General features: G+C 64.5%; 19 protein-coding genes, 2 tRNA genes and 1 riboswitch. Of the genes, 4 read left to right on the top strand and 17 right to left on the bottom strand.

The window, feature by feature from the left end; translation table 11 throughout:
* Window positions 1-30 precede the first annotated feature (30 nt).
* The 4 genes from rpmA to DAD99_RS17100 all read right to left on the bottom strand — a co-directional run bounded on the left by rpmA (window position 31) and on the right by DAD99_RS17100 (window position 6031).
* Window positions 31-294, bottom strand: a complete 264-nt coding sequence (rpmA, locus tag DAD99_RS17115) for a 50S ribosomal protein L27 (RefSeq protein ID WP_056340543.1) — start codon at window positions 292-294, stop codon at window positions 31-33.
* 61 nt (window positions 295-355) lie between these two features.
* Entirely contained in the window at window positions 356-664 is a 309-nt protein-coding gene (rplU, locus tag DAD99_RS17110) for a 50S ribosomal protein L21 (protein WP_018773353.1), read from the bottom strand.
* 272 nt (window positions 665-936) lie between these two features.
* Complete coding sequence (thiD, locus tag DAD99_RS17105) at window positions 937-2535, bottom strand: bifunctional hydroxymethylpyrimidine kinase/phosphomethylpyrimidine kinase (protein ID WP_193342471.1); 1599 nt, start codon at window positions 2533-2535, stop codon at window positions 937-939.
* Window positions 2518-2615, bottom strand: a riboswitch (TPP riboswitch). It overlaps the preceding gene by 18 nt.
* Window positions 2616-2716: 101 nt before the next feature.
* On the bottom strand, window positions 2717-6031 hold the full coding sequence (locus DAD99_RS17100) for an Rne/Rng family ribonuclease (RefSeq protein WP_193342470.1): 3315 nt from the start codon (window positions 6029-6031) through the stop codon (window positions 2717-2719).
* Window positions 6032-6485: 454 nt separating this feature from the next.
* Here DAD99_RS17100 and DAD99_RS17095 point away from each other — a divergent pair, with 454 nt between their 5' ends.
* Window positions 6486-7160: a vitamin K epoxide reductase family protein gene (locus DAD99_RS17095; protein ID WP_193342469.1), complete on the top strand. Its 675-nt coding sequence runs from the start codon at window positions 6486-6488 to the stop codon at window positions 7158-7160.
* Between the two features lie 87 nt (window positions 7161-7247).
* On the opposite strand, the gene ndk is transcribed toward DAD99_RS17095, so the two are convergent.
* From ndk to ileS, 4 genes are read right to left on the bottom strand one after another with little or no spacing between them, the layout of a single operon-like run.
* Window positions 7248-7667 (bottom strand): nucleoside-diphosphate kinase, encoded by a 420-nt coding sequence (ndk, locus tag DAD99_RS17090; protein WP_193342468.1) that lies wholly within the window; start codon window positions 7665-7667, stop codon window positions 7248-7250.
* Between the two features lie 39 nt (window positions 7668-7706).
* Entirely contained in the window at window positions 7707-8153 is a 447-nt protein-coding gene (locus DAD99_RS17085; RefSeq protein ID WP_193342467.1) for a DUF4233 domain-containing protein, read from the bottom strand.
* A gap of 2 nt (window positions 8154-8155) precedes the next feature.
* Window positions 8156-9514, bottom strand: coding sequence for a folylpolyglutamate synthase/dihydrofolate synthase family protein (locus DAD99_RS17080; RefSeq protein WP_185260767.1), 1359 nt, complete (start codon window positions 9512-9514; stop codon window positions 8156-8158).
* Between the two features lie 3 nt (window positions 9515-9517).
* On the bottom strand, window positions 9518-12868 hold the full coding sequence (gene ileS, locus DAD99_RS17075) for an isoleucine--tRNA ligase (RefSeq protein WP_193342466.1): 3351 nt from the start codon (window positions 12866-12868) through the stop codon (window positions 9518-9520).
* A 585-nt stretch (window positions 12869-13453) separates the two neighbouring features.
* On the opposite strand from ileS, the gene DAD99_RS17070 reads away from it, so the two are divergent.
* Window positions 13454-14464, top strand: coding sequence for an endonuclease/exonuclease/phosphatase family protein (locus DAD99_RS17070; RefSeq protein ID WP_193342465.1), 1011 nt, complete (start codon window positions 13454-13456; stop codon window positions 14462-14464).
* Here the strand turns inward: DAD99_RS17070 and DAD99_RS17065 are convergent.
* Complete coding sequence (locus DAD99_RS17065; protein WP_193342464.1) at window positions 14461-15273, bottom strand: SDR family oxidoreductase; 813 nt, start codon at window positions 15271-15273, stop codon at window positions 14461-14463. The two genes, DAD99_RS17070 and DAD99_RS17065, sit on opposite strands and share 4 nt — an antisense overlap.
* A gap of 185 nt (window positions 15274-15458) precedes the next feature.
* Here DAD99_RS17065 and valS point away from each other — a divergent pair, with 185 nt between their 5' ends.
* Window positions 15459-18077: a valine--tRNA ligase gene (valS, locus tag DAD99_RS17060; RefSeq protein WP_193342463.1), complete on the top strand. Its 2619-nt coding sequence runs from the start codon at window positions 15459-15461 to the stop codon at window positions 18075-18077.
* A gap of 359 nt (window positions 18078-18436) precedes the next feature.
* On the opposite strand, the gene DAD99_RS17055 is transcribed toward valS, so the two are convergent.
* The 6 genes from DAD99_RS17055 to DAD99_RS17030 all read right to left on the bottom strand — a co-directional run bounded on the left by DAD99_RS17055 (window position 18437) and on the right by DAD99_RS17030 (window position 23676).
* Entirely contained in the window at window positions 18437-19051 is a 615-nt protein-coding gene (locus tag DAD99_RS17055) for a DsbA family protein (RefSeq protein ID WP_193342462.1), read from the bottom strand.
* 69 nt (window positions 19052-19120) lie between these two features.
* A complete protein-coding gene (gene clpX, locus DAD99_RS17050; protein ID WP_193342461.1) occupies window positions 19121-20401 on the bottom strand; it encodes an ATP-dependent Clp protease ATP-binding subunit ClpX in 1281 nt (426 codons plus the stop codon).
* 179 nt (window positions 20402-20580) lie between these two features.
* Complete coding sequence (locus tag DAD99_RS17045) at window positions 20581-21240, bottom strand: ATP-dependent Clp protease proteolytic subunit (RefSeq protein ID WP_185260774.1); 660 nt, start codon at window positions 21238-21240, stop codon at window positions 20581-20583.
* 36 nt (window positions 21241-21276) lie between these two features.
* The gene (locus tag DAD99_RS17040; protein ID WP_185260775.1) at window positions 21277-21900 is read right to left on the bottom strand and encodes an ATP-dependent Clp protease proteolytic subunit; all 624 of its coding nucleotides are present in this window, start codon (window positions 21898-21900) and stop codon (window positions 21277-21279) included.
* Between the two features lie 224 nt (window positions 21901-22124).
* A complete protein-coding gene (gene tig / locus DAD99_RS17035; protein ID WP_185260776.1) occupies window positions 22125-23516 on the bottom strand; it encodes a trigger factor in 1392 nt (463 codons plus the stop codon).
* Window positions 23517-23601: 85 nt separating this feature from the next.
* A tRNA-Pro gene (locus DAD99_RS17030) sits at window positions 23602-23676 on the bottom strand.
* 148 nt (window positions 23677-23824) lie between these two features.
* On the opposite strand from DAD99_RS17030, the gene DAD99_RS17025 reads away from it, so the two are divergent.
* Window positions 23825-23895 (top strand) — tRNA-Gly (locus DAD99_RS17025).
* Between the two features lie 80 nt (window positions 23896-23975).
* Here DAD99_RS17025 and DAD99_RS17020 read toward each other — a convergent pair.
* Window positions 23976-24911, bottom strand: a complete 936-nt coding sequence (locus tag DAD99_RS17020; protein ID WP_193342460.1) for an Fpg/Nei family DNA glycosylase — start codon at window positions 24909-24911, stop codon at window positions 23976-23978.
* Complete coding sequence (locus tag DAD99_RS17015) at window positions 24911-25405, bottom strand: ribose-5-phosphate isomerase (protein ID WP_193342459.1); 495 nt, start codon at window positions 25403-25405, stop codon at window positions 24911-24913. The genes DAD99_RS17020 and DAD99_RS17015 overlap by 1 nt, the downstream gene beginning before the upstream one ends.
* Between the last annotated feature and the right edge of the window lie 56 nt (window positions 25406-25461).

Below are 25461 nucleotides of genomic sequence, written 5' to 3'. Positions count from 1 at the left end.
TGGCCCGCTCCACCGTTTCAGAACTATTTGTTACTCTGCAGCTGCAGCAGCAACGATGTTGACTACGCGGCGACCGCGGCGGGTGCCGAACTGGACGGCTCCCGGGGCCAGTGCGAACAGTGTGTCGTCGCCGCCACGGCCAACGCCGGCGCCCGGGTGGAAGTGGGTGCCACGCTGGCGGACGATGATCTCGCCTGCGGAAACTACCTGACCACCGAAGCGCTTGACGCCGAGGTACTGGGCGTTGGAGTCACGACCGTTGCGAGTGGAACTCGCGCCTTTTTTATGTGCCATTTGAAATGCCTGCCTTTAAATTCTGGGGAATCTGCTGAAGAACCTGAACAGTAACGAAGAGTTACTTGATACCCGTGATCTTGACCTTGGTCAATTCCTGACGGTGACCCTGGCGCTTCTTGTAACCGGTCTTGTTCTTGAACTTCTGGATGACGATCTTCGGACCACGGAGGTCTTCGAGGATCTCAGCCGTAACCGTTACCTTGGCCAGGTCCGCAGCAGCAGAGGTGACTTTGTCACCGTCTACCAGGAGCAGTGCGGGCAACTCAAAAGTGCTGCCGGCTCCACCGGGGACGCGGTTCAGGGTAACGAAGTCTCCAACGGAAACCTTCTCTTGGCGGCCGCCTGCGCGGACAATCGCGTACACCACTTGGGAACTCACTTCTCTCGACGTTTATTACTAAATTTGCGTGCTGAACCCGATTCCATAATCGGCTGGGTTCTCGCTGTGCCTCAACGCCGTGGGGTCGTAACCCAAGTGTTGGCGTAAGCACCGAAGATCTAGAATACGCTAATTTTGCCTTCGGCCGCAAATGAGGCTGGTTACGGTCGGTTGTCTGTGATAGGACCCATAAGCAGGTACTGCACTGACAATCCAAAACCGTGCCTGACTATCGTACAGGCCACGCGGGCCCCGGACTGTCAGGAATGAATTCGCGGCGCGTCGAAGAACTCCACTTCGAACCGGCACGACTGCCTGAACGCCACCAGCATCGCCGCACGTTCATCCGCGGAAGCGCTCCGGCCCGCGTCGTCAGCCAAAGCGATGGCATCGCGGGTGGCCTGCGCGAAGTCCTCGTCAGCGTAGGCCCGCAACCAGTCGGCATAGGGATGCGCCTTCGGTGCACCGGCGGCCAGGAACTCCGCGTGGAGGGTCTGTCCCACCTCGGCGTACAACCAGAAGCACGGCAGCACCGCAGCGACGAGGACCGCGTAGCTGCCGGAGGCCGAGGCTGCCAGCAGGTGGTCCACATAGGACTTGGTGACGGGGCCAAGGGCGGAGTCCACCGTCCTGGTGCTCAGCCACGTGCGGTGCAGCTCGGATTCGACCTCAAGGCATTGCCGGGCAGAGTTTGCCCAGAACGTCTGAGCGGCTTCCGTGGGCGCCAGTGCACTGGCGCGGGCAAGGACCCGCGAATAGCCATTCAGGTAGATGGCGTCCTGCGCCAGGTAGTAGCCGAACTGTTCCTCTGCCAATGTGCCGCCCGCCAGGCCGCGGATGAAATCCAGCCCGTAGATGGCCGCAAGATCCGGCGCCGACGCCCGCTGGAGCGTCTGGGCGAATTCTCCGGCTGCCGGAACCTGTTGCATGTGGTGGAAGTGGTGGATGGGGCCGTGGCCCCCGCCCACCTCCAGCTGATCAGCGGCCTGCAGTGCGCCGACCAGCCAAGGCTTCACTTGCCGTAGTGCGGATTCCCAGTTCCCCAGCCTGGCCCGGGCCGTAGCCATGGCCGACGACAGCGAGCAGCCGGTGCCGTGGCTGTTGCGGGTGGGGATCCTGTCGCCGCTCACTTCCACTACCTTCTGGGCGAGCAGCCCGGCGGCGTTGACCAGGGCATCCGGGCAGGCACCGCCGTCGAGGTGGCCGCCCTTGACCAGGACCGTGGCACCGGTCGCGGCGGACAACCGCTGCCCCTGTCCGAGCGCATCAGGCCAGTCCCGTGCCTGCCGCTCCCCCACCAGGATGGCCAATTCGGCCAGGTTGGGGGTGATCAGGTCAGCGAGCGGGAGCAGCTCCCGCAGGGCTGCCTCGGCAGACTCCTGCAGCAGCCGGTCACCGCTCGTGGCCACCATCACCGGATCGAGAACGACGACGGCGGGACGCACCTTTACCAGCCAGTCCCGGACCACTCCAATCACCGCAGCATCGCCGAGCATGCCGATCTTGACCGCATCGATGGTGATGTCGTCGCTGATGGCATCCAGCTGCTGGCCCAGGAAGGATGCCGGCGGCACGTGAACCGCCTGCACACCCTGGGTGTTCTGGACTGTCAGTGCAGTGATGGCCGCCATGCCGTAGCCGCCAAGAGCCGCAATGCTTTTGAGGTCGGCCTGGACGCCCGCGCCGCCTGACGGGTCCGATCCGGCAATGGACAGCACCCGCGGGACGTCACGAAGCACCTGGACGCTGCCAGACCGGCCTGGCGCCGGCCGGACCGCACCCTGGTTTGCTGAGATATCCGGCAGAACCGCCGCGGGCGTTGCGGGAGGAAGGACAGAAGTTGAAGCCAAAGGAGACATCCCTTCGCCGGTGCTAACCGGACAGGTTCAACGGGTGTGGATCTCAGCCGGCTCTCTGCGCGGCACCCCGTGTCAGTCACCAGCCTAGCGTCCCTCGGGACTTAACGCCTGACGCCCGGACGCAGCCTGTGATTCACAGACACGTCCGGGCGCCGTTGTAGAGGCTTGCCCTGCTGCTTCGTTAGAGTTCCGAGGCCGGAACCCCAACACCCAGGATGATAGGCGAGTTGGTGGCCGCAAGCTTGTCAGCCACCGCAGCCTTGACGGATTCCGGGGCCTTGGCGGCGTGGGTCTGTCCAGCGGCAGCCGCCGGAGCGGCTTCGTGATGCTCCACAGACGTGGCGTTGGCTGCGCCTTGGGCACGGCTGGCGCTCCGGTTCCGCCGGGGACGGCGGGCGCGGGGCTCCTCGGTGTGGTCGGAGTAATCCTTCTCCGCCACTGCCGGCTGCTGCTGACGGGCAGGTTCGCCCGGTTGGCTTGCAGCTGCCTGGACTGCGGACGGCTCGTTTTCAACTACAGGGGCCGGCTCGCCAAGGCGGGCGAAGGCCTCCGCGAGGCGGTCAAGCGTCAGGGCCGGTGCGTGCGGCTGGTCCTCGTGGTGGGCCACGAACGGCAGCACCACCTGCTCGCCGCCGAACGTCAGCACAGCGGCCGGGCGGCCATTGGAGTCCATCTCGGGCCGCGCAGCCGGCACCGGCGCAGCAGGCACTGGCGCAGCCGGAGATTGTCCCGCCGCGGCTGATGCGCGAGCCACTTCGTCGTCGTGCACGTGCGCAGCGTGGGCTGCGGCCGCAATGTTCGCAAGCGCGGCCCGCGTGGCCTCGGCCTTGGCATGGCGCTCGGCGTCACTGGGTTCCGGGTGGACCGTGTGGATCTGCACCGGCGCTGCCGGTGCCGTTTCCAGTGGCTGGCCGCCACGTCCGCGGCGGCGCTTCCGGTCAGTGCGGCCACCCGGCTGGCTGTCCGGGCGCTGACTGTCCGTGCGCATGCTGTCGGCGCGCTGATCGTTGATGCGGGGTTCCTGCCGGCTGTCCACCCGCTGCACGTGGTGCTCAGCGGCTACGGTATTGGCGCGGCGGTGCTCCACGGGGTCGTCGTGGGTGACAATTCCGCGGCCTGCACAGGTTTCACACTGCTCCCCGAAGACTTCCAGGAGTCCGGTACCCATGCGCTTTCGCGTCATCTGCACGAGGCCCAGGGACGTCACTTCTGCAACCTGGTGCTTGGTCCGGTCGCGGCCCAGGCACTCCACCATGCGGCGAAGGACCAGGTCCCGGTTGGATTCGAGGACCATATCGATAAAGTCGATGACGATGATGCCGCCGATGTCGCGGAGCCGGAGCTGCCGGACCACTTCTTCGGCTGCCTCGAGGTTGTTCTTGGTGACGGTTTCTTCGAGGTTGCCACCGCTGCCGGTGAACTTGCCTGTGTTAACGTCTACCACGGTCATGGCTTCGGTGCGGTCAATGACCAGCGAGCCGCCCGAAGGCAGGAAGACCTTACGTTCCAGGGCCTTGTGGATCTGCTCGTCGATCCGCCACGCGGCGAAGATGTCCTGGTCCTTGGTCCACTTTTCCAGGCGGCCCACGAGGTCCGGGGCAACGTACGTGACGTAGGCCTCGATAGTGTCCCAGGCCTCTTCACCCGAGACGATCAGCTTGGAGAAGTCCTCGTTGAAGACGTCACGGACCACCTTGATGGTGAGGTCCGGTTCGCCGTAGAGGAGCTCCGGGGCGAGGATCTTGGTCGACGTGGACTGGCTTTCGATGCCTTCCCACTGCGCGCGCAGCCTGTTGATGTCGTGCGTGAGTTCCTCTTCCGAGGCGCCTTCGGCAGCGGTGCGGACAATGACCCCGGCGTGCTCCGGGAGGCGGTCCTTGAGAATGCGCTTGAGGCGGTTGCGCTCGACGTCGGGCAGTTTGCGGGAGATGCCGGTCATGGAGCCGCCGGGCACGTAGACGAGGTAGCGGCCAGGCAGCGAGATCTGGCTGGTCAGGCGTGCACCCTTGTGGCCCACGGGATCCTTGGTGACCTGAACCAGGACGGTGTCGCCGGACTTGAGCGCGTTTTCGATCCGGCGCTGCTTGCCTTCGAGGTTAACGGCTTCCCAGTTCACTTCACCGGCATACAGGACGGCGTTGCGGCCGCGTCCGATGTCAACAAACGCCGCTTCCATGGACGGCAGCACGTTCTGCACCTTGCCGAGGTAGACGTTGCCGATAAGGGAGTCCTGCTGGGTCTTGGAGACAAAGTGCTCGGCCAGCACACCGTCTTCGAGGACGCCGATCTGGATTCTGTCGTCGCGCTGGCGGACGATCATCTGCCGGTCCACTGATTCGCGGCGGGCCAGGAACTCGGCCTCGGTGATGACGGTGCGGCGGCGGCCGGTATCACGGGATTCGCGGCGGCGCTGTTTCTTGGCTTCGAGGCGGGTGGAACCCTTGACGGATGTGACGCGGTTGTTGACCGGCGCTTCTGTGGCCGCACGCGGCGCGCGGACGCGGGTCACCGTGTTGGGCGGGTCGTCGCCTTCTCCGCCGGTCAGTTCCAGATCCTGGTCGCCACGGCGGCGACGGCGACGGCGACGGGACGTCACGCCTTCGTCGGCCTGCCCGGCGGATTCCTCATCAGTTTCTTCGGCTGCGCCGTCCTCACCTTCGTTTTCGCTGTCAGCATCACTTTCGCCGGTGCGGCTGCGTCCCCGCCGACCACGGCTGCGGCGCCTGCGGCGGCCGTTGGCGTCGTCCGTTTCACCGTCTTCGGCGTCGTCCTCTTCCGGCTCTTCAACCACGGCGGCGGCCGGTGCCGGACGGACCACGGTGCTCAGGTCAGGGGCCTGGAAAAGCACCGACGAGGTGGACGCCGGCTCAAGGAACAGTGAACTGAACGGGCTGGCAGACTCTGCAGCAGCCGGTTCTCCAGCCGGCGCGGCGGCAGCGTTGACCGGGGCAGCGTTGACGGGGGCGACGGCGGCTGCTGCGGGCGCGGCGGCCTCCGCAGCGGCGACTTCCTCTGCTTCCGGGGCCGGCGTTGCTGCAGTTTCAGGGGCTGCCTGTTCCGGAGCCGTTTGGTCGACGGCCCCGGGAGCGACGTCGGGGGCCGAAGTTTTGCGGGTGGCCACGCGGCGGCGGCGGACAGGCTTGGTCTCCGCTGCAGCTTCAGGGGCCGCGGCTTCGGCCGCCGGTTCGACGGCGGCAGCGGTCTCTACGGCGCTCTCGGCATCAACGGCGGCAGGTGCTTCCAAAACCTCGGCAGCGAAGGCAGGCAATGGTTCGGCGGTGACTACCGCTTTACGTGCGCGGGTCCGGCGCACCGGCGCCTTAGGCTCCGGCGCGGCGTCTGCCGCAGGCTCAGCATGGGCGGCGGCGTCAGTCACGGGTGCGGGCTCTGCGGCCTTCGGCGCTGCCTTCCGACGCGTCCGGGTGACCTTCTTGGGCGCTTCCGCAGCCTCGGCGACGGCTTCATCATTAACGGCTGGTGCTTGTTCGTTTTCCATATGTGGCAACACTCCTGCCCCTGACGTACCGCCACATCCGGCACCCATTGGGGCGCATATTGTCAAAACCCGCAGGCGTTGACAGAAGTCAAGTGGATACTCCCAGGTTCGCACCGGCAGAGGGGTGCGGCAGCCCGTGGGAGCCGTCGGCTGTGTCCTGAAACCCGTTGTTCTACACGCCACAACCAGGTGCCGACCAATGGAATTGCGGGAAGCCGGATCAGAGAATCCGAAGCCTGCCCTGCTCATCATTGGCGGTCTTGAAACAAGCCACCGGACCGGAGTCCGAATGTGGGTCGGCCTCCAGCCAAGTTCATTCTCTCACACCCGGGCTGGAAGACGGCGGCACCACGGGCAACGGATCAGGACGTGAGGGCGGTGACTGAACGCTGCTTCCAGTCACCGGCGTTACAATCGGGGCAAGGAGCACCCGAAGCAAAGGACGCCACACACCATGCCCAGCATTTCCTCCCACGGCACTGAAACGCCAGCTGCCTCCCCTGCGGCGGAGCCGTTGCCCGTCACGCCCGGGACTGTGCCGCCGATGGCACGTAACCGGCCCTTCGGTTGGCTGATGGTCATCACCGGCGTCGTCGGCTGGCTGGCCTCGGGGGCGTTGGTCCTGGAAAAGCTCGCCGTCCTCGAGGATCCGAATCACGTAACGGCCTGCGACGTTAATCCGTGGATCTCCTGTGGCCAGGTCATGCAGACGTGGCAGAGCTCGGCGTTCGGGTTCCCCAACATGTTTATCGGCATCGTCGCGTTCGCCGTCATCATCACAGTGGGCATGGCCCTGCTGTCCGGCGCCACCTTCGCCCGCTGGTACTGGACAGGGCTCCAGGCCGGCGTCACGCTCGGCTTCGCGTTTGTGGTGTGGCTCTGGTCCCAGGCACTCTATGACATCCACGTCCTGTGCCCCTTCTGCATGATCGTCTGGGCCGCGATGATCCCGCTCTTCGTCTGGGTAACCATCCGCAACGTCGTCCACGGCATCATCCCCGTCCCTTCAGGTGCGGCCCGAGTGCTGGGCGAATCGGGCTGGATCATCACTGCGTTGTTGTACGTGGCGGTCATCGCCACCATTTTCTTCGCCTTCATCCAGGTGTTTGCCGGAACCTCGGGCTTCTAACGCGAGCCCCCAGACGAGTCGCAGAAACCGCACGCAAAAGGCGCGAACTGGCATGACAGTTCGCGCCTTTATTGGTAGGTGCAGGAGTCAGTCCTGGAACCAGATCTTGATTTCGCGCTCGGCCGAGTCAACGGAGTCGGAGCCGTGCACCAGGTTCTGCTGGACCTTCAGGCCCCAGTCGCGGCCGAAGTCGCCACGGATGGTGCCGGGGGCGGCAGTGGTGGGATCGGTGGTGCCGGCCAGGGACCGGAAGCCTTCAATGACGCGGTGGCCTTCGAAGATCGCGGCCACAACCGGTCCGCTGAGCATAAATTCCACGAGGGGCTCGTAGAACGGCTTGCCCAGGTGCTCTTCGTAGTGCTGCTCCAATAATTCCCGGCTGGCGTCAACCTTCTTCAGTTCAGCCAGGGTGTAGCCCTTGGCCTCAATGCGGCCCAGGATGGCGCCGCTGAGGTTGCGGGCAACGCCGTCGGGCTTGATCAGTACCAGGGTGCGCTCAATGGTCATGGCTGCTCCAATGCGTAAGGGGTGGGTTTCGGGACAATTCTACGAGGCTTCCGGGGCGTTCCCGTGCGACGCGTTCCACTCGGCCTGTTCGCGTTCGCGCTTTGCGGCCTCGGAATCGATCCTGATGCCGGTGCGGATTCCGTACCACCAGGCCAGACCGAAGAGCGCGCCAACCAGGAACATCATGGGCTCAACAATGCCCGTCAGGATCAGCACAATCTGCAGAATCCAGCCCAGGCCCACGCCCCAGGGCTTGGACAGCACCGCGCAGGCCAGGATCATCACTACGCTTAATGCGATGCCGATCCCCAGGATGAGCGCCGGCGGAAACTCGCCGCGCCTGAGTCCAAAGACGGCCAGCGTTGCGAAGAACACCACAAACGCCTCAAGCAGCAGGACGGTGGAAGCAAACATCACCTTGGTGGACCGGCGCTTCCTGGGCATTCCCGGGCGCCATTCACGCTGGGCTTTGGTCAGCTTGGCCATGCCTAGGCCTCCGTCTTTCCGAGCAGGATCCTGGCTTCCGCCACCAGGGTAATGGACCCTGTGACCAGGACGCCGCCGGAGAGGTCGTCGTTGGCTTCGGCGCGTTCCACGGCCCATTCGAGGGCGTCGTCGAGTTTCTCCGCGATGTGGATGTTGTCTTCGCCGAAGCCCATTTCCACCGCCAGTTCGGCCAGCTCGGCTGCGGGCACTGCCCTCGGCGAGTTGGACTGGGTGAAGCAGTATTCCTGGGCGATGTCGCCCAGGGATTCTTTGAGCTGGCGCAGGATCTCTTCGGCGTCCTTCTCCTTCAGGACACCAACCACCGGCACCAGCCGGGTGAAAGTGAAGGCCTCCTGGATGGCCTCGGCCGAGACCCTGATGCCGTCCGGGTTGTGGGCCGCGTCCACGATGATGGTAGGCGCAGTACGGACAACCTCAAGGCGGCCCGGGGATGTGACTGACGCGAAGGCTTCCTGGAGCACCTCGGCGTCGAGTTCCTTTTCGCCCCCGAAGAAGGCCTCGAGGGCCGCCACCGCCACTGCTGCGTTCTGGGCCTGGTGGGCGCCGTGCAGCGGTAGCAGCAATTCCGGGTATCGGCCGGCGATGCCTTGAATGCTCACCACTTGGCCGCCCACGGCAACCGTGCGCGATTCGACGCCGAACTCCACGCCTTCAAACCGGAACGGAACTGCAACTTCCTTGGCTTTCTCGAGCAGCACCTGCGCCGCATCAACGGGCTGCGAGGCACTGATGAGGTAGCCACCTGGCTTAATGATGCCGGCCTTCTCGTAGGCAATGTCCTCGGTGGTATCGCCCAGCAGGTCGGTGTGGTCCAGCGAGATGGGGGTAACCACCGAAACCAGGCCGTCGCCCACATTGGTGGCATCGGTGATGCCGCCCAGGCCCACTTCGATCACGGCCACGTTGACGGGCTGGTCCGCGAAGACCGCGAACCCCAGGATGGTCAGGCACTCGAAGTACGTGAGCCGGGGCTCCTCCGCTGCGGTCAGTTCGTCGTCGACGATCTGCAGGTACGGGCGGATCTCGTCCCAGATCCGGACGAACGTTTCGTCGGAGACGGGGTGGCCGTCGATGCTGATCCGTTCAGTGACCTTGGACAGATGCGGGCTGGTGTAGCGGCCGGTGCTCAGACCGTGCGCGCGCAGCCCGGCCTCAATCATCCGGGCCGTGGAGGTCTTGCCGTTGGTGCCGGTCACGTGGATGATCGGGAACGCCTTGTTGGGCTCCCCCAGTACATCCATCGCCCGGAACAGCGGCGCAAGACGAGGTTCCATCTTGTTTTCCGGTGCACGCCCCAGCAGCTCGGCGTAGACACTTTCCACGGAGAATTCGTCAGTCATGGCTCAGGCCTCTGCTTTTTCGACGGCAATGCGTGATTCGCCTGACTCAGCCGGAACTGTGGCCAGCTCCAGGGTCAGGGTTTCGGTCTTGACCAGCTCGGCGTTGGCCAGGAGGGCCTCCAGCACGGTGGCAACGGCGGTGACGGTGGTCCGAATCCGGTCGCTCACGTTCAGTCCGGCGTCCTTGCGTGCCTGCTGGATGGCGCGGACCATGTCGCGTGCAGTCCCTTCGGCCTCAAGTTCTGGAGTGACTTCGGTGTTCAGGACCACGAAGCCGCCGCCCGGAAGGACAGCTACTGATGCTGAACCGCCGTCGGACTCCGCCACTACTGTCTCCAGCGTGTATTCCTGGGGTTCCAGCTCCAGGCCGCCGGAAACAACGACTCCGTCGACACCGTCAATTGTTTGGACCGACCAGTCACCGGACTTGGCGCCCTTGATGGCCTGCTGAACGTTCTTGCCCAGGCGCGGTCCCGCGGCCCGGGCGTTGACCACGAGCTTCTGCTCGATGCCGAACTCCTCCGGGGAGGCCCTCACGGCGTCCAGCAGGCGCACGGAGCGCAGGTTCAGTTCATCGGCGATGACGGCGGCGAAGCCTTCCAGCGCATCCGCGCCGGGAGCCACAACGGTCAGTTCCTGCAGCGGCAGCCGCACGCGCAGGTTCGCGGCCTTGCGCAGCGAGGATCCGGTGGAGCAGATCTGCTGCACGCGGTCCATCGCTTCCACCAGCGAAGCGTTGGCCGGGAACAGGTCCGCGTCCGGCCAATCGGCCAGATGCACGGAGCGGCCGCCGGTGAGGCCGCGCCAGATCTCCTCGGAGACCAGCGGCAGCAGCGAGGCGGCCACGCGGGACACGGTTTCGAGCGCCGTGTAGAGCGCGTCGAACGCGTCAGCGCTCTCGTCAAAGAAGCGCTGGCGGCTGCGGCGGACGTACCAGTTGGTGAGCATGTCCAGGTAGCTGCGCAGTTCGTCGCAGGCGCCGGAGATGTCGTAGCTGTCCAGCTGGGCGGTCATGTTCCGGACCAGGTCGCCGGTGTTGGCCAGCAGGTACTGGTCCAGGGTGTCGGCGTACCCGTCGTAGCGGAGCTTCGCGTCGTAGCCCTGCGCTGTTCCACCGGCTGCGCCCGCGGCGTTCGTGTATAGCGTGAAGAAGCTGTAGACGTTCCACAGCGGCAGGATGACCTGGCGGACGCCGTCGCGGATTCCCTGTTCGGTGACCACCAGGTTGCCGCCACGCAGGATGGGGCTTGACATCAGGAACCAACGCATGGCGTCGGAGCCGTCGCGGTCCAGGACCTCGGAGACGTCCGGGTAGTTGCGCAGGCTCTTGGACATCTTCTGCCCGTCCGAGCCGAGCACGATGCCGTGGCTGATGACGTTCCGGAAAGCCGGCCGGTCAAACAGCGCGGTGGACAGGATGTGCAGCATGTAAAACCAGCCGCGGGTCTGCCCGATGTACTCCACGATGAAGTCCGCCGGGTTGTGCGTGTCGAACCAGGCTTCGTTCTGGAATGGGTAGTGCACCTGTCCGTAGGGCATGGAGCCGGAGTCGAACCAGACGTCCAGGACGTCCTCGACGCGGCGCATCACGGACTGTCCTTCTTCGGGGGTCCGGGGGTCGTCCGGGTTGGGGCGGGTCAGTTCGTCGATGAACGGCCGGTGCAGGTCAACCTGGCCGGCCTTGTTCAGCGGCAGGCGGCCGAAGTCGGCCTCGATTTCGGCCAGGGAGCCGTAGACATCGGTGCGCGGGAATTCGGAGTCGGTGGACTGCCACACCGGAATGGGGCTGCCCCAGTAGCGGTTGCGGCTAATGGACCAGTCGCGGGCGTTGGCCAGCCACTTGCCGAACTGGCCGTCCTTGACGTTCCCGGGGATCCAGTTGATGTCCTGGTTCAGTTCGGACATCCGGTCCTTGAACTTGGTGACTTCCACGTACCAGGAGGACACGGCGCGGTAGATCAGGGGGTTGCGGCAGCGCCAGCAGTGCGGGTAGCTGTGCTCATAGCTGGCCTGGCGGACCAGCCGGCCCTGGGCGCGGAGCACCTGGGTGATGGGCTTGTTGGCCTCGAAGACCTGAAGGCCCACGATGTCGTGCAGGTCGCCGTGGCTGAACAGCGGCAGGAACTTGGCGCCTTCATCCACGGACAGGACCACCGGGATGCCGGCCTCTTCACAGACTTTCTGGTCGTCCTCACCGTAGGCGGGCGCCTGGTGGACAATGCCGGTGCCGTCGGTGGTAGTAACGTAGTCGGCCACGAGGAAGCGCCATGCGTTCTGCGTCCCATACTTTTCGTCGTCGCGGAAGTCGTTCCACAGCGGCTCGTAGGACAAGCCGGCAAGTTCAGCGCCGGTGTGGGTTGACGTCACGGCGGCCTCGGCGGAATCCACATCCTCATAGCCCAGGTCCTTGGCGTAGGCCGCCAGCAGGTCTGCGGCCAGGAGGAAGCTTCCGGTAACCGGCGCGTCCGGCGAGGCGGCCTTGACTCCGTTGGGCCCGACGGGCAGCACGGCGTAGGTGATGGAGGGCCCGACGGCGAGCGCCAGGTTGGTGGGCAGCGTCCAGGGCGTCGTGGTCCAGGCGAGCGCCTGCACGCCGGCGAGCTGCTTCGACAGCTCCGTCTCCCCTGCTGAGATGGGGAACGTCACCGTGACTGTCTGGTCCTGGCGGTTCTTGTAAACGTCGTCGTCCATGCGCAGTTCATGGTTGGAGAGCGGCGTTTCGTCCTTCCAGCAGTACGGCAGTACGCGGTAGCCGTTGTATGTCAGGCCTTTTTCGTGCAGCTGCTTGAAGGCCCACAGGACTGATTCCATGTATTCGACGTTGAGCGTTTTGTAGTCGTTGTCGAAGTCCACCCAGCGGGCCTGGCGGGTGACGTAGCTCTTCCACTCATCGGCGTACTTCATCACGGAGGCACGGCAGGCGTCGTTGAACTTGTCGATGCCCATCGTCTCGATCTGGGTTTTGTCCGTCATGCCCAGCTGCTTCATGGCCTCCAGCTCAGCCGGCAGGCCGTGCGTGTCCCAGCCAAAGCGGCGTTCCACGCGGCGGCCGCGCTGGGTCTGGTAGCGGCCCACAAGATCCTTCGCGTACCCGGTCAGGAGGTGGCCGTAGTGCGGCAGGCCGTTGGCGAAGGGGGGACCGTCGTAGAAGACGAATTCGTTGCTGCCGGGCTTCCCGCCGGGGGCGTCGGCGCTGCGCTGGTCGATGCTGGCCTGGAAGGTGCCGTCCTGGTCCCAGTACTTCAGGATGCGCTCTTCAATCTCCGGGAACTTCACGGAGTGGGAGACACCGGCGGCAGCGCCGCTCGAAACGTCAGCCGAAGGGGGGGCGGAGGCTTTGGGGTAATACGTCATTCTCGACATCCTGGGTTGTGCTGGTGAACCATTCAGCCGCTGCTGACTGGTTCCGTTCAGGATGCGAGGACGGCTCGTGTGCTGTCCTGGGACTGCACGCTGACCGCGGTACCACCTCACTTACCGGCACTCAACCACGCTCCCTGGAGAGCTGTTGTTGCGCCGGCCGCTCATTACTGCTGTGACGGGCTTACCCGTCCGGTTCTAGTAACACCGGCGCCAGATCCCTGGTGGTCAGTGCGTTCTTCCGGAAGCTCACCGGTGATCGCCGGGTCGTAGCCATGCTCGAGTCTACTATCGCCTGCCCGTCTACCGCCATTCTCCGGCGCACGTGGACCCGCGCCGAGACGCATGTCGCCTTTGGCCGAACGGTAACGGTGATGGTCCTCAACGTGGGCTCACTGATCCAGCATCCCGCCGTTCGTTGCATTGGACCATGTCCTGGTCACCCCGGACATCGAGGTCTGGGCCTCCGCGACCATCACGGTTCCCGGCCCCGACCACGCCGCCGTCGTGGCCGACCCACGCTTCCTGGATAGCCGTTTGGCTCCCGCCGACGGCACGACTGTGCCTAGACTCAGAGCCATGACTTCCGCCCACGGCTTGCCCGGCATGGCCTGCCGCTGGCTGGCGCTCTTGGCTGCCCTGCCTGTCCTGGTACTGTCCGTGTTCCGTGCGATTCCGGCGGACTGGCCGGTGCTGGCGGTGCAACTGCTGTCCTTCACCCCGTGGCTTGCCGTGCCCGCTGCACTAGCCACGATCCTGGCCGTTGCGGGCCGGAGCAGGTGGCTTCAGGTGTGCGCCGGAGCGCTCATGCTGTGCCAGATCTTCTGGCTCTTCCCCTTCGATACGGCGCGCCCTGCCGCCGCTGCTGGTGCTGTTGTCAGTGCTGGAGCAACGGTGGAACTACACGCGATGAACATCAACTCGGAGATCGGCCAGGCGGATGCGTCCCGCATCGTGCAGCTGGTCAAGGACAACCGTGTAGGTCTGCTGACAGTGCAGGAGCATTCGCAGGCCTTGGAGGACCGGTTGAGCGCCGAAGGCCTGGATAGGCTCCTGCCCCATCGGATCAGCGATCCCACGGACGACGGCGCCGGCAGTGCTGTGTACTCCGCGTACCCCCTCGAACAGGTGGGCATCCTCCCGGACACACCGTTCCGGATGCCAACGGTCCGGCTGACGGTCAGGGACGGCGGATCTGCAGCTGTCCTGGAGGTGACCAATGTCCATACGCTGCCGCCCGTGGATGTCAGGGTTGACCAGTGGCGCAGCGATCTTGCCGCCGTGGGTCGGCTGGCGGAGCTTCCCGGCAACAGGCTGTTGATCGGTGACTTCAATGCCACCTACGACCACACCGAGTTCCGCGCACTCCTTGGCGCGGCCCCGGACGGTCCGGGCCTGGTTGATGTGGGGACGGCGTCAGGATCCCGGCTCACACCCACGTGGCCCATGCGAGGTCCGCGGCTGCCCGGTATCGCCATCGACCACCTGGTGACCACGCCGCATGTGGGGAGCAGCGGATACCAGGTCCAGCGGGTGCCGGGCACGGACCACGCGGCTGTCCTGGCCACGCTCGCCGTCCCGGCTGCCTAGTCGCCCGTAACGTTGCGGATCAGCTTGTGGTTGGCCGCCTGGGCAACGGGCCGGATCACAATCTGGTCCAGATTGACGTGATGCGGCGCACTGACGGCGTAGCGCACCACGTCGGCCACGTCGGCCGCAGTCAGGGGCTTCTCCACGCCCTGGTAAACCTTTGCCGCGGCGCCCTCGTCACCCAAGCGGTTGAGCGCGAACTCTTCGGTGTGGACAAGGCCGGGGGCTACCTCGATGACGCGGACGTTGTGCTCCGCCTCTTCCAGACGGAGGGCGCCTGTAAGTGCGTGCTGGGCAAACTTGGCGGCGTTATAGCCGCCACCACCCTCGTAGGCCACCAGTCCCGCAGTCGATGTCAGGTTCAGGACAGTTCCCTCGCCGTTCGCGCGGAGCATCGGCAGGAACGCCCGGGTGAGCTTCATGGTGCCCATGACGTTGACCCGGAACATCCATTCCCAGTCCTCGGTGTTGGCAGTGCCCACCAGGTCAGCGCCGCGGGCCCCGCCGGCGATGTTGATAAGTGTCCCCACACCCCCCGCCCCGGTGACGCGGGCAAGCAGCCGGGCTACGTCGTCGTCCTCGGCGATGTCAGCGGGAATTCCGACGGCGCCTGTTTCAGCTTCCAGCACGGCCAGCCGTTCGGCGCGGCGCGCCACAGCAAACACGGTCCAGCCTTCCGCCCGCAATGCCCGCACGGTCGCCTCGCCGATGCCGGTGCTGGCGCCGGTAACGACGGCCGCCTTGTTCTCGAGTGATTCGTTTGGTGATGCGTGGCCAGGTGCTGTCGCGTTGCGTGAATCCTCAGTCATGGCACCACCCTAACGGCAGCGCAGCTACCGGTGCTTGAGTATGAACTCGAGTATCACCAGGGCGTGGTTCGCCGGTGCATCATAGATGCGCTTGGTCCCAAAAATGTCCGCGTTTGTGCCTATCTCCCGCAGGCTACGGCAGGCTCCCGTGCCGCGGGAGGAACAGACCATGAAACAATTGCCAGATGGCTGAAGACACTCAGGGTACAGACACGCCCTCCACCGCCCCTATCAACGTTCCGGACAAGCCCGCCCTCGAGGGGCTCGAAGCTGCCCTCACCCAGCGCTGGCTTGCCGAAGGGACCTACAAGTTCAACCCGGACACCACCCGGGAGCAGGTCTACTCGATCGACACTCCCCCGCCCACAGCGTCCGGTTCCCTGCACGTGGGACACATGTTCTCCTTTACGCAGACGGACGTGCTGGCCCGCTACCAGCGCATGATCGGCAAGAACGTGTTCTACCCGATGGGTTGGGATGACAACGGCCTGCCCACGGAGCGCCGCGTGCAGAACTACTACGGCGTGCGCTGCGATCCGGCCATCCCGTACCATGCCGGCTACCGCGCTCCGGCCGAGCCCGCCAAGAACCAGCGCGATTTCGACGTCGTCTCGCGCCGGAACTTCATCGAGCTGTGCGAGGAACTGGCCGTGGAGGACGAGAAGGTGTTCGAAAGCCTGTTCCAGCGGCTCGGGCTTTCCGTGGACTGGCAGTTGACGTACCGGACCATTGACGACGCTTCCCGCGAAGTCTCCCAGCGCGCCTTCCTGGCCAACCTGGCAGCCGGCGACGCCTACATGGCCGAGGCGCCAACCCTGTGGGACATCACCTTCCGCACGGCCGTGGCCCAGGCAGAACTCGAAGACCGCGAAGTTGCCGGCGCGTACTACCGGTACCCGTTCTTCACCGAAGACGGCGAAAAGATCTACGTCGAGACCACCCGTCCCGAACTGCTGGCAGCCTGCGCCGCCCTGGTGGCAAACCCCGACGACGAGCGCTACCAGCCGCTGTTCGGCAAGAAGGTCACGTCCCCGGTCTTTGGTGTTGAGGTTGAGGTCAAGGCCCATGCGCTGGCCAAGGCGGACAAGGGCTCCGGCATCGCCATGGTGTGCACCTTCGGTGACCTCACCGACGTCACCTGGTGGCGGGAACTGCAGCTGCCCACCCGCGCCATCGTTGGCCGGGACGGACGGATCATCGGCGAAACACCGGACTGGATCACCACCGACGCCGGCCGCACCGCCTACGAAGCCATCGCGGGCAAGACCGTCTTCAGTGCCAAGGAAGCAGTGGTGGAGCTCCTGGCCGCCGAAGACCTGATCGACGGCGAACCGAAGAAGATCATGCACCCCGTGAACTTCTACGAAAAGGGAGACAAGCCCCTTGAAGTTGTTACCTCACGCCAGTGGTACTACCGCAACGGCGGCCGCGACGAAGAGCGCCGCGCACGCCTGATCGCGCGCGGCCACGAGATAGACTTCCACCCGGCCTTTATGCGGTCCCGGTACGAGAACTGGATCTCCGGGCTGAACGGAGACTGGCTTGTCTCCCGGCAGCGCTTCTTCGGTGTGCCCATCCCCGTCTGGTACCCGCTGGATGCCGAGGGCAACCCGCAGTACGACGCCCCGATCGTGCCCCTGGATGAGCAGCTGCCCGTTGACCCCGCGGCCGATGCCGCACCGGGTTACAACGAAGCCCAGCGCGGTGTTCCCGGTGGCTTCGCCGGCGACGCCGACATCCTGGATACGTGGGCCACGTCTTCGCTGACGCCGCAGATTGTGGGCGGCTGGAGCCGGGACAAGGACCTCTTTGCAAAGGTGTTCCCGTTTGACCTGCGCCCCCAGGGACACGACATCATCCGTACCTGGCTGTTCTCCTCGGTGGTCCAGGCTGATGCACTGCAGCAAGCAGCGCCGTGGAAGCATGCCGCCATCTCCGGCTGGATCCTGGACCCGGACCGGAAGAAAATGTCCAAGTCCAAGGGCAACGTGGTGGTTCCAACCGATGTGCTGGAAGAATTCGGCTCCGACGCAGTCCGGTACTGGGCCACGTCCGCCAAGCTCGGCGCGGACACGGCCTACGAGATCGCGCAGATGAAGATCGGCCGCCGCCTGGCCATCAAGCTGCTGAACGCCTCAAAGTTCGTCCTCAACCTGGGTGCGACGGAGAATTCCGTGGTGTCCACTGACCTCTCGGTCCTGACCAACCCCTTGGACCGTGCGGTGCTGGCCCAGCTGGCCGAGGTGGTACGCCAGTCCACCAAGGCGTTCGAGAACTACGACTATGCCCGGGCCCTGCAGATCACCGAGAGCTTCTTCTGGCAGTTCACGGACGATTACGTGGAGCTCATCAAGGACCGCGCCTACGGTGCCGCCGGCGACGCTGAGCAGGCCTCCGTGCTGGCCGCACTTGCCACCAGCCTGGACACACTGCTCCGCCTTTTCGCCCCGTTCCTGCCCTTCGCCACCGAAGAGGTCTGGGGCTGGTGGCGCAACGGCTCCGTGCACCGCGCCCAGTGGCCCACCGCAGTGGACGTGGACGGCGACACCACCCTGCTTGCCACCGTTGGCACGGCCCTGAGCGGTGTCCGCAAGGCGAAATCCGAAGCCAAGGTCAAGCAGCGGACCGAGGTCCTCTCCGCCACCATCACGGCGTCGGAATCCCTAACCACGCAGCTGAAGGCAGGACTTGGCGACCTGAAGGCTGCCTCGAACGCCCGCGAGCTGACCCTCGTGGCCGGCGACGGCGAACTGACCGTCAGCGACGTCGTGTTGGCCGCTCCGGAGGAACAGCCCAAGGCCTGACCGGATATAGGCCTGTTTCGGAGCAGCAGCCCTGTTTCTGAGCCGGCCTGTTTTTGGGCAAAGGGGAAGCCCCATCAGCGTTTTGCCGTTGGTGGGGCTTCGACTTTTCGGCCATCCTGGTGACGTCTTTGATGGTCTGGCAGGATCCTTGGATCTTCAGGTCTTCCTACCTCGTCACTGGTAGCTTGTATCTGACTTTGCCGATGGCTGCGTCGGATACATATCACTGAATCTTTGGTTCCTGCGTCTCACTTCTTTCGAAGTGGGTAAGAACCATTGTTGTCCCGACGCTTTGGATGCGCAAGAGCCCCGGACGAACTACATCAGAGTAATTCGTCCGGGGCTCTTGGCTGCCTGCGTCAGTTGAATTCTGGGCGTTCGCTGCGGCTGCGCTTGATCTCGAAGAAATGCGGGTAGGAGGCAAGCGTGATGGTGGCATCCCACAGCTCGCCCGCCTGTTCGCCGCGCGGGATGCGGGTCAGCACGGGGCCGAAGAAAGCCGTTCCGTTGAAGGCAACAACGGGCGTGCCCACGTCCTGGCCCACCAGCGAGATGCCCTCCTCGTGGCTGGCCCGCAGCTGGGTATCAAAGGCGTCCGTGGTGGCGATGTCTGCCAGTCCGGCCGGCAGTCCGCACTCGGCCAATGCCTTGCCGATGACAATGCCGTAGTCCTTCTCCCCGCCGACGTGGATCAGTGTGCCCATGGCGTCGTAGAGCGGCTTTACCACGTGGTGGCCGTGCTGCTCCTGGGCCGCAATGATGACCCGGACAGGGCCCCATGCCTTGTCCATGAGCTCCAGATAGCCGGCGTCGAGTTCGCGCCCCTCGTTGAGGACGGCCAGGCTCATCACATGCCACACGGTCTCGATGTCGCGGACGGCCTCAACCTCGTCGATCCAGCGAGACGTGATCCAGGCGAACGGGCACAGCGGATCGAACCAGAAGTCGGCCTGGTTGATGGTTGTTTCAGTCATGCGTGAGTCCTCTGGTTCCTGGGCGTGCGGGGATGGCTGGGGTAAAGGTCAGACAGGGTGGCGGACGCGTCAGGCGGACTTCCGCCGCTTGGTCACGTGCGGAATGAGGGTGGGCTCGGCCTTGCTGAGGACAACGTCAGCGGTGATGACCACGCTGGCTACGTCTTCGCGGCTGGGGAGGTCGAACATAACCGGGAGCAGCACTTCCTCCATGATGGCGCGGAGGCCGCGGGCCCCGGTGCCACGCTCAAGTGCCTGGTCGGCGATGGCGTTGAGGGCGTCCTCATCAAAGACGAGTTCCACACCGTCGATCTGGAACATCTTCTGGTACTGCTTGACCAGAGCGTTCTTCGGCGTGGAGAGGATTTGGATGAGGGCATCGCGGTCCAGGCTGGAGACCGTGGTGATCACGGGCAGGCGGCCGATGAATTCCGGGATGAGGCCGAATTTCAGCAGGTCCTCGGGCATCACTTCGCCGTAGGAGTCCACCTTGTTGCTGGCGTCGTTGAGCGGGGCGCCGAATCCGATGCCCTTGCGTCCGGAACGCGAACCGATGATCTCTTCCAGCCCGGCAAAGGCGCCTGCCACGATAAAGAGCACGTTGGTGGTGTCGATCTGGATGAATTCCTGGTGGGGGTGCTTGCGTCCGCCCTGGGGAGGGACGGAGGCCACCGTTCCTTCGAGGATCTTCAGGAGGGCCTGCTGCACGCCCTCACCGGAGACGTCCCGGGTGATGGACGGGTTCTCGCTCTTGCGCGAAATCTTGTCGATTTCGTCAATGTAAATGATGCCCTGTTCGGCCTTCTTGACATCGTAATCCGCTGACTGGATGAGCTTGAGGAGGATGTTCTCCACGTCCTCACCCACATAGCCGGCTTCGGTGAGCGCGGTGGCGTCGGCAACCGCAAACGGAACATTCAGCCGCCGCGCCAGTGTCTGGGCCAGGTAGGTTTTACCGCAGCCCGTCGGGCCGATCAGGAGGATGTTTGACTTGGCAATTTCAACATCGTCGTGGTGGCCGCCCTCGGCGAGGCTGCCGCTCTTGGGGGTGTGGCCGGCCTGGATCCGCTTGTAGTGGTTGTAGACGGCGACGGCAAGGGAACGCTTGGCAGGTTCCTGGCCGATGACGTATTCCTGCAGGAAGTCGAAGATCTCGCGGGGCTTGGGCAGTTCGAAGCTGCCCAGATCGGCGACTTCCGCGAGTTCTTCCTCAATGATCTCGTTGCAGAGTTCAATGCATTCATCGCAGATGTAGACACCGGGCCCGGCAATGAGCTTGCGTACCTGCTTCTGGCTCTTTCCGCAGAAAGAACACTTCAGCAGATCCGTGCTCTCGCCAATCCGAGCCATATGTGAACCCCTTTAGTATCTTGCTGCCAGGCAGCTATGCACCGTTGCTGGAATCGTGGCGGGCCTGGGAGGACCGGCCGTGACATCTTCCACTCTAGGTCACAATTGCGTCCAAGGGTGGAAAGCGAAGGCCGGTGCGGCCCAAATAGCTGGACCGCACCGGCCTTCGAAGATTCGTACTACCTGGTAATTGCCTGTGGCTTGATCTTGCGGGAATCAAGGACCTGGTCGATAAGACCGTACTCCAGGGCGTCGGCCGCGGTCAGGATCTTGTCGCGCTCGATGTCGTTGTTGACCTGCTCGGACGTGCGGCCTGAGTGGTGTGCGAGGGTGTCCTCGAGCCAAGACCGCATCCGCATGACCTCCGCGGCCTGGATCTCAAGGTCCGAAGCCTGGCCGCCCTGGCCGCCGGACAGTGCCGGCTGGTGGATGAGGACACGCGCGTTGGGCAGCGCCAAACGCTTGCCGGGGGTGCCTGCGGCGAGCAGAACCGCGGCGGCGCTGGCCGCCTGGCCAAGGCAGACGGTCTGGATTTCAGGCCGGATGTACTGCATGGTGTCGTAAATCGCCGTCATGGCGGTGAACGAGCCACCCGGGGAGTTGATGTACAGGGTGATGTCACGGTCCGGGTCGGTGGACTCGAGGACCAGCAGCTGGGCCATGACGTCATCGGCCGAGGCGTCATCCACCTGGACGCCGAGGAAGATGATGCGGTCCTCGAACAGCTTGGTGTAGGGGTCCTGGCGCTTAAAGCCATAAGGCGTGCGCTCTTCGAACTGGGGAAGGACGTAGCGGCTGGTCGGAAGGTTACCGGCAGTCGATCCGAAGTTGTAAGTCATTGTTATTGCTCCTGATCTAAAGGTTCTATTGCCGGGTTACTTCTCGGATGCCGACTCGCCGGAGGGCCCGTTGGCGGTTCCGCCGCCGCCGGCCACGGTGCCGGCGTGGGCAGCGATCTTGTCGAAGAAGCCGTATTCGAGGGCTTCTGAGGCGGTGAACCATTTGTCGCGGTCGTTGTCCTTGAGGATGGTTTCCACCGACTGGCCGGTCTGATCCGCGGTCAGCTCAGCCATGACCTTCTTCATGTGCAGGATGAGCTCGGCCTGGATTTTGATGTCCGAGGCCGTGCCGCCGATACCGCCGGAGGGCTGGTGCATCAGGACGCGGGCGTTGGGGGTGGCGTAGCGCTTGCCCTTGGTGCCGGAGGAGAGCAGGAACTGGCCCATGGAGGCTGCCAGTCCGGTGGCGACGGTGACGACGTCGTTCGGGATGAACTGCATGGTGTCATAGATGGCCATGCCCGCGGTCACGGAGCCACCGGGAGAGTTGATGTAGAGGTAGATGTCCTTTTCCGGGTTCTCGGCGGACAGGAGCAGCAACTGCGAGCAGATGGCGTTGGCGTTGTCGTCACGCACCTCGGAGCCCAGCCAGATGATGCGCTCTTTCAGGAGGCGGTTGTAGATGTAGTTGTCCTGGCCGGCCGGATCTACAGTCGCCATCCGGGGGGCCTCTGCGTGCTGTGACATATGTACTTACCTCTCGCTGGTGACGGTGACATCACTGAACTTCACTACTTGGACACTAACCGGTTTGGTGGCCGATTTGTTCGCCGGAATCGCGCTGTTCGCTGACGGCGCACGATCCCTGCAACTGCCCGTAAACCACGGCAGCCCCCGGACCAGTAGGTCCGGGGGCTGCCTTCAGTCGCACTGCCAGGGGCGTGCTAGAACTTCACTGCTGCCGGGTCGTCACTCGGGGTGGCGTCGGTCTCGGCGTTGGTGTCTTCAGTGGCCTCAGCCTCAACGGCGGGAGCCTCGTCTTCGCCGCCGGGGCGGACGAAGTCACTGAGGTCAACAGACTTGCCGTCGGTGTCGGTTACGGCGGCCTGGCCCAGGACTACGGCCAGTGCCTTCCGGCGACGGACCTCTGAAACCATCATGGGAACCTGGCCGCTCTGATCGATGATCTGGGCGAACTGGTTCGGGTCCATGCCGTACTGGCTGGCGGCGCTGACGATGTAGTCGATCAGCTCAGCCTGGCTGACGTTGACTTCTTCCTTTTCGGCAATGGCGTCGAGGATGACTTCGTTCTGGAAGGCGCGGGCGGTGTTGGCCTTGACCTCTTCGCGGTGCTCCTCGGTGTCGTGCTCGCCTTCACCGTGGCCGTTGCCCTCCTTGAAGTGGGCGTCGACCTGCTCTTCGACCACGGAGTCCGGAACCGGAACCTGGACGAGTTCAACGAGCTTGTCCAGGACCTTGTCGCGGGCCTCTACGCCCTGCTCAACAACCTTGGACTCGGCAGCCTGCTTGGCCAGGTCCTCGCGGAGTTCAGCCAGGGTGTCGAACTCGGAGGCCAGCTGGGCGAAGTCGTCGTTGGCTTCCGGAAGCTCGCGCTCCTTGACGGCCTTGACAACAACCTTCACCTGGGCCGACTCGCCGGCGTGGTCACCGCCGACAAGGGTGGTTTCGAAGATGGCGTCTTCGTCAACGCTGAGGCCGGTGACGGCCTCGTCCAGGCCCTCGAGCATGGTTTCGGCGCCCACCTGGTAAGACAGACCGGACGCGGAATCAACGTCCGCACCGTCAATGGTGGCGGTGATGTCGATGGTCAGGAAATCGCCATCGGCGGCCGGGCGGTCCACGGACTTCAGCGTGCCGAAGCGGCCCCGCAGTTCATCCAGGGCCTTGTCAACGTCTTCGTCGGAGGATTCCGCTGCGGCTACCTCGACCTTGATGCCGGCGTAGTCCGGGAGTTCGATCTCCGGGCGGATATCAACCTCGGCGTGGAACTTCAGTTCCCCGTCCGTGGAGCTTGGGTCCGGAACCTCGGTGATTTCAACCTCGGGACGGCTCAGGGGGCGGATGCCTGATTCCTGGACAGCAGCCTGGTACCAGCCATTGAGGCCTTCGTTGATGGCCGTCTCCAGCACGTAGCCGCGGCCAACGCGCTGATCGATCAGCTTGGACGGGACCTTGCCCTTACGGAAGCCAGGGACCTGGATCTGCGAAGCAACAGTCTTGTATGCCTCGTCGATGCTGGGCTTCAATTCCTCAAAAGGGACCTCAACATTGAGCTTGACCCGCGTGGGGGTGAGGTTCTCGACAGCGCTCTTCACGGTCTAAGTACTCCTGGGTTTGTGGGATGGGTTTCTGCAAACGCAGTTTTCTGCTCGGGCCGTTTGCACGGCCCGAGCCGCAGAGTCGGGGTGACAGGATTTGAACCTGCGACTTCCTGCTCCCAAAGCAGGTGCTCTAGCCAAGCTGAGCTACACCCCGTAAGTGCACAGGCAAGTCTACGTTCATCCGGGCGTTCTTTGCACATTTGACACGTGGGGCATGAATTAGGTTTAGTTGTATCCGGCTTGAACAGCCAGCCCGAAGAAACGCAGTGCAGCCTGATGCAACAGCTCAGGTGTATTTTTCCGGGGACGTAGCTTAGTGGTAAAGCCTCAGTCTTCCAAACTGATGATGCGGGTTCGATTCCCGTCGTCCCCTCCGCATAGAGCAGGGCCCCTCACTGAGGGGCCCTGCTCTTTTGTTGTTTGCGTGCCTTATGAGTCAGCTGACTATGTTGGCTATTGCTGGCAGCCGGGGCACCAGTACAGCTTGCGGCCCACCATTTCGGTGAAGTCCACCGGCACCTCACAGACCCGGCAGGGCTGCCCCTCCCGCTTGTACACAAAGTGGGCGTCGCCGCCCGCGGGCAGGCCCGCCCCTGGCTCCCGGTGATCTGGTTCCCGGCGATCCGGTTCCCAATACACCGGCGGCGTGGTGATGATCCGCCCGTCGCGGACGCCGTCGGCCATTATTGTGGCCGTGTCGTCCCACAACAGACCGGCAGCGCTGGTGGAAAGGGCCGTGCCTGGCAGCCAGGGATCCAGGCGTTGCCGGAACAGCACTTCGGCCCTGTAGACATTCCCGACGCCGGCAATCACCTTTTGGTCCATCAGCAGCGCTGCGATGGGCGTCTTGCGGGACAAGATACCCGTCACAAATCGGGCCCTGTCCGCGGGACGGCCGTGCAGCGGATCCGGCCCCAGCCGTGCCAGGACGGCGCGCGCTTCGGCCTCGGTGATGGCCGCGCAGGTGGTGGCCCCGCGCAGGTCTGCCCAGCCATGGCGGCTGGCCAGCCGGACGCGCACGGCGCCGCGGGGCTCGGGCGGACCTGCATACTCAACTGTCCCGGCGTCGTCGGAAATTTCGGGTTCGCCGAAAACCTCGCGCTCCCCGATCTTCCGCGGCGCGCCGATGCTGGAGGCACCGCTGAACGTGGCGTCTCCGCCGAAGTCCCAGGCACCATAAAGTCCCAGGTGGACGTGCAGCACCACGGCGTGGTCAAAGTGCAGGAAGAGGTGCTTGCCGTGGGCGTGCGAAGCCGTGAGGACCTGGCCATCCAGCAGCGCTGCGCCGGCGGCGAACCTGCCCTGCGGGCTGCTGACGGACAGTGACTCCCCGGTAAAGACGTCCCCGAACTGTTGCGCCAGCCGGCGGACTGAATGCCCTTCGGGCACTACTCGATGACCTCGCCAGTGGTTTCGTAAGCCGCAATCTTGGCGATGCGGCGGACATGCCGTTCGTCGTTGCTGAACGGCTCAGCCAGGAAAGCCTCGATCAGTTCGGTTGCTTCTTCGACAGTGTGCTGGCGGCCGCCCACGGCCACCACGTTGGCGTCGTTGTGTTCACGCGCCAGGGTGGCGGTGGAGTGGTTCCAGGCGAGGGCCGCGCGAACCCCTTTGACCTTGTTGGCCGCAATCTGTTCGCCGTTCCCCGAGCCGCCCAGGACGATGCCGAGGGCGTGGATTCCTGCCTGCCCGTCAGCGACGACGGCGAGCGCTGCATTGATGCAGAAGGACGGGTAGTCGTCCAGGGCGTCATATTCCTCAGGGCCGTGGTCCACCACGTCGTAGCCCTTGGCCGTGAGGTGGCTGACCAGGTGGGCGCTGAGTTCCATGCCTGCGTGGTCGGTGGCGATGTGTACCCGCGGGAAGGCAGGGGAAGAAGTCACAGCAGTATCCGTTCGTTTCGGCGCCGGGGGCCAGCAGCGCTGGTTCAGGCCAGGGT

Source organism: Pseudarthrobacter sp. AB1, assembly GCF_014926485.1.
Lineage (GTDB): Bacteria > Actinomycetota > Actinomycetes > Actinomycetales > Micrococcaceae > Arthrobacter.
Note: the sequence above shows the minus strand (reverse complement) of the source record. Positions and strands in the feature narration are given on the sequence as shown.